Origin of the sequence: Pseudoalteromonas sp. MER144-MNA-CIBAN-0113 (genome assembly GCF_040308965.1) — a bacterium.
Taxonomy (GTDB): Bacteria; Pseudomonadota; Gammaproteobacteria; order Enterobacterales; family Alteromonadaceae; genus Pseudoalteromonas; species Pseudoalteromonas tetraodonis.
This window is the reverse complement of record NZ_JBEOOG010000485.1, coordinates 1-251: the sequence shown is the minus strand read 5'-3', so window position 1 is coordinate 251 and position 251 is coordinate 1. Positions and strand designations below refer to the sequence as shown.

The following is a 251-nucleotide window of genomic DNA, read 5'->3' as shown; positions in this document are numbered from 1 at the left end:
AATTGCGTCAGCTAAAACGCGCGCAGACAAAGTAATTGAATTACTTAATGACGAGCAAGAATTTAAACGCATTGCTATTTCATCATCAAGCGGCTCTCAAGCACTTGAAGGTGGACAACTAGGTTGGATGGGCATTAACGAAATGCCGTCGTTATTTGCTGAAGCCGTAAAAGGTAAAAAGCAAGGCGCTATTATTGGTCCGCTGCGCTCTGGTGCTGGTTTTCATATTATAAAAGTCCAAGATGTTCGTG

Annotated in this window: 1 protein-coding gene; it reads left to right on the top strand. The window is 42.6% G+C overall.

What is annotated here, in order from left to right; translation table 11 throughout:
- A partial coding sequence (locus AAEY57_RS20605) for a peptidylprolyl isomerase (protein WP_350608737.1) occupies window positions 1-251 on the top strand: 251 nt, incomplete at both ends.